The organism is Bradyrhizobium aeschynomenes, from assembly GCF_013178945.1.
Classification (GTDB): Bacteria; Pseudomonadota; Alphaproteobacteria; order Rhizobiales; family Xanthobacteraceae; genus Bradyrhizobium; species Bradyrhizobium aeschynomenes.
Window position 1 is genome coordinate 173,387 of sequence record NZ_JABFDM010000012.1, and the last position, 8,261, is coordinate 181,647.

Genomic DNA, 8,261 nt, shown 5'->3' on the forward strand with positions numbered 1-8,261 from the left:
TCGCGCCGGTCACCAAACCAGAAGACCGCGGCCGACGCCGTCGAGACCGCCGCGCAGCAAACCCACGAATGCCGCGAACACGATCGCGGCGACATAGCCGTCCAGGCGGTCCAGTAGGCCGCCATGGCCGGGAATGATGTGACTGGAGTCCTTGACGCCGAACCGGCGCTTCACGGCGGACTCGCCGAGATCGCCGAGCTGCGACACCACCGACAGCACCGCGGCCATCGCAAGCAACGCCACCAGTCCGCCGGCGCCGGCCAGCGACCAGCCGGCGGCCGCAGCGAGGCTGGCCGCGAAGCCGCCGATCGCGCCGGCCCAGGTCTTGTTCGGGCTCACGCGGGGCGCAAGCTTGGGGCCGCCGATGCTGCGTCCGGCGACATAGCCGCCGATGTCGCTCGCCCACACGACGAGAAACACCAGCACCAGAGCACGCCAGCCTTCGGTGGTATCGAACCGCACGAGCACCGAAGCGAGCTCGGCGGCGCAGGCATAGACGAACCCGGCCGCGACCCAGGCGCGACGGCCCGCAGCGAGAGCCGTGACGGCGACCAGCCCGAGCGCGAGCACGACCATGGCAACGTCGATCAGGCCGAACGCGCAGCAGATGCCGGCAACGGCGACGGCGAGCGCGCCGGCCGTGCCGACGGAGGCCGTGCGAGCCTCGCCGACCACCATGAGCCATTCGAGATACAGGCCGACCGCGACGACCGTGACCAATGCGGTCCAGAACATGCCGCCGGCATAGGCCGCGCCGAGCGCCAACGGCACCAGCACCAGCGCCGCCGCGATCCGCATCACGAGATTGCTGGGCGCAGACTTCTTCGGCGGCACGGCGGCGTCGCGCTGCGCGGTGTTGGCGGCATCTCCCACGGCTGCGGTGTCCGGTTTGCTCACGAGGCGGTTTTCGCCACGAGGCCGCCGAAGCGGCGTTCACGCCGGCCGAACTCGGCGATCGCGCCCTCCAGCGCAGCCTTGTCGAAGTCCGGCCAATGGACGGAGACGAACACCAGCTCGCTATAGGCCGCCTGCCACATCAGGAAGTTCGACAGCCGCTGCTCGCCGCTGGTGCGGATGATGAGATCGGGATCGGGAATGTCGGGCGCATCGAGATGAGCGCCGATGGCGTCGGCATCGATCGAGGCCGGATCGCGCCGGCCCTCGGCGACCTCGCGCGCCAGACGCTGCGCCGCGCGTGCGATCTCCTGGCGCGAGCCGTAGTTGAAGGCCACCACCAGCGTCAGCTTGGTGTTGCCCCGGGTCAGCTCCTCGGCCTCGCTGAGGAGCGCGCAGATGTCGGGCTCGAGCCCGTCGCGCTCGCCGATCACCCTGACGCGAACGCCATCGCGATGCAGGGTGGCGAGATCGTTGCGGATGAAGCGGCGCAACAGGCCGAACAGGTCGCCGATCTCGCTGGCGGGCCGCGACCAGTTCTCCGACGAGAACGAGAAGATCGTGAGATAGCGGATGCCGAGCTCATGCGAGGCCCGCACCACGCGGCGCAGCGCCTCGACACCGCGGCGATGCCCTTCCGCGCGCGGCAGGCCGCGCGCCGCAGCCCAGCGGCCGTTGCCATCCATGATGATGGCAACATGCGCCGGTCCGTCGGACCGGTCCGGCGCCTCCGTCACGGGGGCCGCGGCTTTGGACATCAGGCGCATCCTTCAGACGGTGAGGATTTCCTTTTCCTTTGCCGCCAGCAGCTGGTCGATCTCCGAGATCACGCTGTCGGTCGCCTTCTGCACGTCGCCGGCGAGGCGCTCCTGGTCGTCCTCGGACATCTCGTGATTCTTCTCGAGCTTCTTGAGGGTGTCGAGCCCGTCGCGGCGGACGTGGCGGACGGCGACACGGGCAGCTTCCGCATATTTGTGCGCGACCTTGACCAGCTCCTTGCGCCGCTCCTGGTTGAGCTCGGGAATGCGCAGCCGGATCACCTGCCCCTCGGTCGCCGGCGACAGGCCGAGATTGGAATCGACGATCGCCTTCTCGACGGCCTTGACCATGCTGCGGTCCCAGACCTGCACCGACAGCAGGCGCGGCTCGGGCACGGAGACGGTCGCGAGCTGGTTGAGCGGCATGTGCGAGCCATAGGCCTCGACCTGGACCGGCTCGACCATCGACGCCGAGGCACGGCCGGTGCGCAGGCCGCCGAGCTCGTGCTTCAGCGCCTGGGTTGCGCCCTGCATGCGGCGCTTCAGGTCGTTGAGATCGAAATTGCCCGTGGTCATCACGCTTTCCTTTCCTGCAACCCCGGGCCCTTCAGCCGGTTCGGCCGCGCCTTGAAAGGCCATCGGCTGGACTCGACTGCTCCCGGACGAATTCCTGTGTCGCTTACGCTTCTACCGCAGGCACGGAGCCGGTCCAACACCGGCCGCCGACGGTGCAGCGGATCACCCCGCGACGATGGTGCCGCGCCCTTTGCCCTGCAGCATCGCGCCGATCGCGCCGGGTTCGGCAATGGAGAACACAATGATAGGCAGCGAGGTTTCCCGGGCAAGGGCGAAGGCGGTCGCGTCCATGACCTTGTAGCCGCCTTCGATGGCCTGGGAATGGGTCAGCCGGTCGAAGCGCTTGGCGGCCGGATCCTTCTTGGGATCGGCGCTGTAGACGCCGTCGACATTGGTCGCCTTCAGCACGGCCTGGGCGCCGATCTCGGCGGCCCGCAGCACGGCGGTGGTGTCGGTCGTGAAATAGGGGTTGCCGGTGCCACCGCCGAGCACCACGATGCGCCCTTCGGCGAGCGCCTTGTGCGCCGCAGCGCGGGTGAACAGCTCGCATACCTCCGGCATCACGAAGGCGGACAGTGCCAGCGCCGGGCTGCCCTTGCGCTGGATCGCGGCCTCCAAGGCGAGGCAGTTCATGACCGTCGCCAGCATGCCCATGGTGTCGCCGGTCCCGCGGGACACGCCTTGCGACGACACTTCGACGCCGCGCACCATGTTGCCGCCGCCGACGACGACGGCGATTTCGATTCCGAGCTTCTGGGCGGCGATCAGGTCGTCGGCGATCCGATCGACGGTCGGCTGGTCGATACCATGGGAATGCGGGCCGGCGAGATACTCGCCCGACAGCTTGACCACGACGCGACGATAGACCGGCTCAGCCATATGCCAATATGTCCCTATCCCGCGCGTTGAGATCCGGCGCGAAGGCCGCGCCGGATCGTGACCGTTCTCAGTCGTTACTTCTTGCCGCTGGCGGCGGCGACTTCGGCGGCGAAGTCGGTCTCTTCCTTCTCGATGCCCTCACCGAGCGCAAAGCGGACGAAACCGGCCACCTTGATCGGACCGCCGACCTTGCCTTCGGCCTCCTTCAGCGCCTGCGCGACCGACTTGCCGCTGTCATGGATGAAGGCCTGCTCGAGCAGGGTGACTTCCTTGTAGTAGGTCTTCAGACCGGACTCGACGATCTTCTCGATCACGTTTTCCGGCTTGCCCTGCTGACGATACTTGTCGGCGAGCACGTCCTTCTCGCGCTTGACGAGCTCAGGATCGAGACCGGCGGCATCGATCGCCTGCGGGTTGGCCGCGGCGACATGCATCGCGAGCTGACGGCCGAGCACGGCGAGCTCGTCGGCCTTACCGGACGATTCCAGCGCGACGATCACGCCGAGCTTGCCGGCGCCCTCGATGACGGCGCCATGCACGTAGCTCGACACCACGCCTTGGCTCACTTCGAGCGAAGCCGCACGACGCAGCGTCTGGTTCTCACCGATGGTCGCGATCGAATCGGCAATCGCGGCCTCGACCGTGATGCTGCCGACCTTGGCGGCCTTGATCTTCTCGACGTCGGCGCCGACGTCGAGCGCGACCTGGGCGATCATCTTGACCAGGCCCTGGAAGTGCTCGTTGCGCGCGACGAAGTCGGTCTCCGAGTTGACCTCGACGACCACGCCCTTCTTGCCCGAGGTCAGCGCGCCGATCAGACCCTCGGCCGCGACGCGGCCGGCCTTCTTGGCGGCCTTCGACAGGCCCTTCTTGCGCAGCCAGTCCTGCGCGGCCTGCATGTCGCCGCCGTTCTCGGTGAGCGCGGCCTTGCAATCCATCATGCCCGCGCCGGTCGACTCGCGCAGGTCCTTCACCATCGCTGCGGTGATATTAGCCATCGTTGAACGTCCTTTTGCCTGTCCAAAGCGCGACGCAGCGGATGGCTCATCGCCGTCCGCTGCCAGGAAATACCTATCTCAGTCGCGATGGCCGGCGTGCGACGCCGGCCAGTTTCTTGTCGTGTCGTCTTAGGCGTCGGCGAGCGACTTGGCCTGGGCAACCCAGGCGTCGGCCCGGCTCGGCAGACCGACTTCTTCACCGATCTGGTGCGCCGTGTCGTGGTTGAGCTCGGCGAGCTGCCAGTAGTGGAAGATGCCGAGGTCGTTCAGCTTCTTCTCGATGGCACCCGACACGCCGGTGAGCTTCTTGAGATCGTCGGCGGTGCCACGCGGACCCGGCAGACCCTGGAACGTCGAGGTGGACGCCGCCGGAAGGTCTTCCTCCAGCGGAGCCGCGGAGGCGCCGACGTCGATGCCGAGCTCGCCCTGGGCGCGCGAGATGCCGTCGATGGCGGCGCGGGCGATCAGGTCGCAATACAGCGAGATGGCGCGGCCGGCGTCGTCATTGCCCGGGACCACATAGGTGATGCCCTTCGGATCGCAATTGGTGTCGACGATCGCGGCGACCGGGATGTTGAGGCGCTGGGCCTCCTGGATCGCGATGTCTTCCTTGTTGGTGTCGATCACGAAGATCATGTCGGGCAGACCGCCCATGTCCTTGATGCCGCCGAGCGAGCGGTCGAGCTTGTCGCGCTCGCGCTGCAGGGTCAGGCGCTCCTTCTTGGTGTAGGAGTTGGCCTCGCCCGAGGACAGCACCTCATCGAGGTGACGCAGGCGCTTGATCGACGCCGAGATCGTCTTCCAGTTGGTCAGCGTGCCGCCGAGCCAGCGCGAATTGACGAAGTACTGCGCGCAGCGCTTGGCCGCATCGGCGACGTTGTCCTGCGCCTGGCGCTTGGTGCCGACGAACAGGATGCGGCCGCCCTTGGCAACCGTGTCGCTCACCGCCTGCAGCGCCGTGTGCAGCAGCGGCACGGTCTGGGCGAGGTCGATGATGTGGATGTTGTTGCGGGCTCCGAAAATGAAATCGGCCATTTTCGGATTCCAGCGGTGAGACTGGTGACCAAAGTGAACGCCAGCTTCGAGCAGCTGGCGCATCGTGAATTCAGGCAACGCCATTGGATATTCTCCGGTTGATTCCTCCGGAAACGCGTGAGCAAAAACGGGCCGTCATGGCCCGGCTTGCCACCGGACGCCCTCTAGGAGAGCCAAGTTTCCGTGTGAGATGGCGCGCTATATAGCCGGATTTTGGCGCAACGCAAGGAAAATAGGCCCCTATTCCGTCTGGAGCACCCCGGCGAGAGCGATTCCGACGCCAGCTTCGTCCAGCGGATAGAGGTCGACCGGCCCCTGTCGATGGCCTGCTTGCAGGTCCTGATCCCGCAAGAGCCTTTCTCGCTGAACAAGACCACGCACGCCTGTCCAGCCGTGCGGCCCGATCTTGCACGAGACCACCGCGGATTAGGTGCTTACGACGCACCCTGATACCAGGAACGCCTGAGCCGATCCCCCTAAATCCCCGGAGCCGAGGCGATGACGGCAGCGCGGGAACTTTCAGTCTCCGGCAGCAACGACGGTGGAACTGTGCTCAGCGCTCCACGCTGGCCGGCTTCAGCTCGGCGCGGTCGGCATCGAGCCGGGCCTTCAGCCCAGCGACATCATCCATGAACGTCTGCTCGGTTCGGAGCGGGACCAGGCGCAGCGACGGCGGCATCAGCACGTGGCTGATATTGGGCCTGCCCGAGTTCGTGAACGCCTCCGATCGCTGCAGGCTCTGCACCGCGATTGCGACCACGAGCAGCACGCCCACGACGATGCCCTTGGCGATCATGTGGGTGCGCCCGACCTCACGCAGATGAAGGAAGCAGATGGCCGCGAACACGACCCAGGACACGACGTAGCCGTAGGTAAAGACGGTCGTCCAGGTCAGCGCGAACGAGGCGATCTGCGCGAGCTCGCTGTAGAGGAAGAACACTGCCAGGCCGGCCTGGGCGATCAGCAGATGCCGGAGAAAATGCGAGCGTCCGGAAAAAAGCCGCGCCAGCAGCGCCCAGACGCCGACCCACGCCACCACGACACCGATCAAGGTCAGGGTCGGCACGAGATAGTCGGACAGATGCGGCTCCGAAGTTTGCGCAAACCAGACCAGGATCGCATTGAGGGCAACCAGAGCGGCACCGAGCACGATCGCGGCGACGATCGGGAGCGCGCCACGCTCGGATCCCGCAAGGCGCTCCGGCTCCACGGCATGACCGGCGTCGCGCACCCGCAGCAGGGTCTGGCCGATCCGGATCGGCTCGCTGCCGTCGAGCACCAGCTGCGGCTTGCGGCTCTTGCTGCGGCCGAGATAGAGGCCGTTGGCGCTGCCGAGATCTTCGGCGACGAGGCGCCCCTCCTCGTCACGGAAGATGCGGACGTGGCGCGCGGCGACATAGGGATCGTCGAGAATGACGTGATTGTCGTAGCCGCGGCCGATGCTGATCTCGGCCGCGTCGACGCGGAAGCGGCCGGCGACGTCGCGATGCTTGGACAGGATCTCGATCCAGATCATCGGGCGACCTGCAGCCGTTCGAGGAAGCTCTTGCCGAGCCGCAACGCGTCGTCATAGGCGACCGCCTGCAGATTGAGCCGCGAGACGAGCGCCTCGTCGGCGCGGTCCTGCGTCACCGCGACCAGCACGACGTCATAGAGGTCGAACTCGCGATAGCCTTGCGCACACCACATCACGCGCAGGGGCGGATGCTCGGCCGCCGGTGCGAGGCCGACGAAATCCTCATGGCAACGCTGCGGCGTATACCACTTGCGGAACGAGCCGCCCATCGTCAGCCGCGGCTGCGCCAGCTGCGTCAGCACGGTGGCGAACTGGAATTGATTGAGGTCGATCGACTTCGCGTAGGAATGACTGACTTCGACCACGCCGGTGTTGAGATCGGAGGCGACATAAACGCTCGCCTCCGCCTTGCAGCTGGTCGCATTGATGCTGGCGCGCGGCTTCGGCGATGCGCTGGCGTTGGTGCTGGCCCAGCATTCGAACCACACCGCCCGCGTTTCCGGCGCCTGGTAGGAGCCGAACACGCGATCGCGAAAGCCTTCGTCGCCGAGCGATTTGTAGAGCGCGCCGCGCCAGTTCGCGAGCTGCGCGCTCACGTCCTTGCGCAGATCGCCCGCTGCGGGCTTGGCATCCCGGCCGCGTGCGAGCAGCGCGGCGGCGAACCGGGCCGGCACCAGAAAGCTGATCAGCTGGCCGCCGCGGCGGGTCGCGACGTTGACGCCGACCACCTGCCCCTGCGCATTGACCGCCGGGCCACCGCTCATGCCCGGATTGAGCGCGCCGGTGAAGTGGATGTGGTCGTTGTAGCTGTGCTCGACCAGGCCGTTATAAGTGCCTTCGATGATGGTGAAGCCGAGGTCGAGCGGATTGCCGAGCGAGTACAGCCGCTCGCCCTTGGGCACGCTGCCGTCGAGCGCGGCCTTGTCGAACGCAAAGAACGGCGCGTCCTGCTTGTCGACGCGAACCAGCGCGAGATCATTGGGAAGATCGACGGCGAGCAGCGTCACCGCGCCTTGCGTGCCGTCGGCGCCCGTATATTCCAGCCGATAGGTCTTCGGCTCGAGCGCCGCGTCGGAGACGACGTGATAGTTCGTGATCGCCAGTCCGTCGGCCGACACCAGGAAGCCCGAGCCGGTCGACGTCTGCCGCCCCGCGTCCGCCACGAGGGTCCGGATCTGCAGGAGGCGCGGCGGCGCTGACGCGTAGACGGTGTCGGCGCCGGGCAGCCCCTGGGCCGCGACCGGTGACGAGATGCTCGACATGCCGAGACTGCAAAGCGCGGCCACCAACGCGCTTCGCCACAGCAACGCCCGCAAGGTCCGAACAAACGCTGTGATCACTGTGGCCCCCGCAACACGTCGTCGGCCGCCGACGTCCTGCGCCCACGATCGATCAGTCCGGCGGTTCGGCCAATATCGAAAACACGATCGCGTTGCAACCGCCGCGCCGCCGCGGCGGCGCGGGGCTCAGCAATGCGGAACGTTCGGAGGACACCTCTTGCCGGCCGCCTGCGGCGGCGGCGCCGGGCGCGGCGGCGGAGGCGCGGGGCGGGCCATCATCGGCGGCGGCGGCGGCGGCGGCCGGGCCACCGCTGCCATCGGCGGC

Annotated in this window: 9 protein-coding genes; all 9 read right to left on the reverse strand. The window is 67.3% G+C overall.

Annotated elements, in window-relative coordinates:
* Window positions 1-9 precede the first annotated feature (9 nt).
* Window positions 10-897 carry a phosphatidate cytidylyltransferase gene (locus tag HL666_RS28285; RefSeq protein ID WP_172184779.1) on the reverse strand — a complete coding sequence of 296 codons (888 nt, stop codon included), beginning with the start codon at window positions 895-897 and terminating at the stop codon, window positions 10-12.
* Window positions 894-1,652 (reverse strand): isoprenyl transferase, encoded by a 759-nt coding sequence (locus tag HL666_RS28290; protein ID WP_172109561.1) that lies wholly within the window; start codon window positions 1,650-1,652, stop codon window positions 894-896. The genes HL666_RS28285 and HL666_RS28290 overlap by 4 nt, the downstream gene beginning before the upstream one ends.
* A gap of 12 nt (window positions 1,653-1,664) precedes the next feature.
* The gene (gene frr, locus HL666_RS28295; RefSeq protein WP_172109562.1) at window positions 1,665-2,228 is read right to left on the reverse strand and encodes a ribosome recycling factor; all 564 of its coding nucleotides are present in this window, start codon (window positions 2,226-2,228) and stop codon (window positions 1,665-1,667) included.
* A gap of 162 nt (window positions 2,229-2,390) precedes the next feature.
* Window positions 2,391-3,107, reverse strand: coding sequence for a UMP kinase (pyrH, locus tag HL666_RS28300; RefSeq protein WP_172184781.1), 717 nt, complete (start codon window positions 3,105-3,107; stop codon window positions 2,391-2,393).
* A gap of 74 nt (window positions 3,108-3,181) precedes the next feature.
* Window positions 3,182-4,105 carry a translation elongation factor Ts gene (gene tsf, locus HL666_RS28305; RefSeq protein ID WP_172184783.1) on the reverse strand — a complete coding sequence of 308 codons (924 nt, stop codon included), beginning with the start codon at window positions 4,103-4,105 and terminating at the stop codon, window positions 3,182-3,184.
* 129 nt (window positions 4,106-4,234) lie between these two features.
* A complete protein-coding gene (locus HL666_RS28310) occupies window positions 4,235-5,224 on the reverse strand; it encodes a 30S ribosomal protein S2 (RefSeq protein ID WP_172109565.1) in 990 nt (329 codons plus the stop codon).
* Between the two features lie 469 nt (window positions 5,225-5,693).
* Window positions 5,694-6,656 (reverse strand): FHA domain-containing protein, encoded by a 963-nt coding sequence (locus HL666_RS28315; protein WP_172184785.1) that lies wholly within the window; start codon window positions 6,654-6,656, stop codon window positions 5,694-5,696.
* Window positions 6,653-7,996, reverse strand: a complete 1,344-nt coding sequence (locus tag HL666_RS28320) for a S1 family peptidase (protein WP_172184787.1) — start codon at window positions 7,994-7,996, stop codon at window positions 6,653-6,655. The genes HL666_RS28315 and HL666_RS28320 overlap by 4 nt, the downstream gene beginning before the upstream one ends.
* Before the next feature lie 52 nt (window positions 7,997-8,048).
* The coding region (locus HL666_RS34025; protein ID WP_210262231.1) for a hypothetical protein at window positions 8,049-8,261 on the reverse strand (213 nt) is incomplete at its 5' end.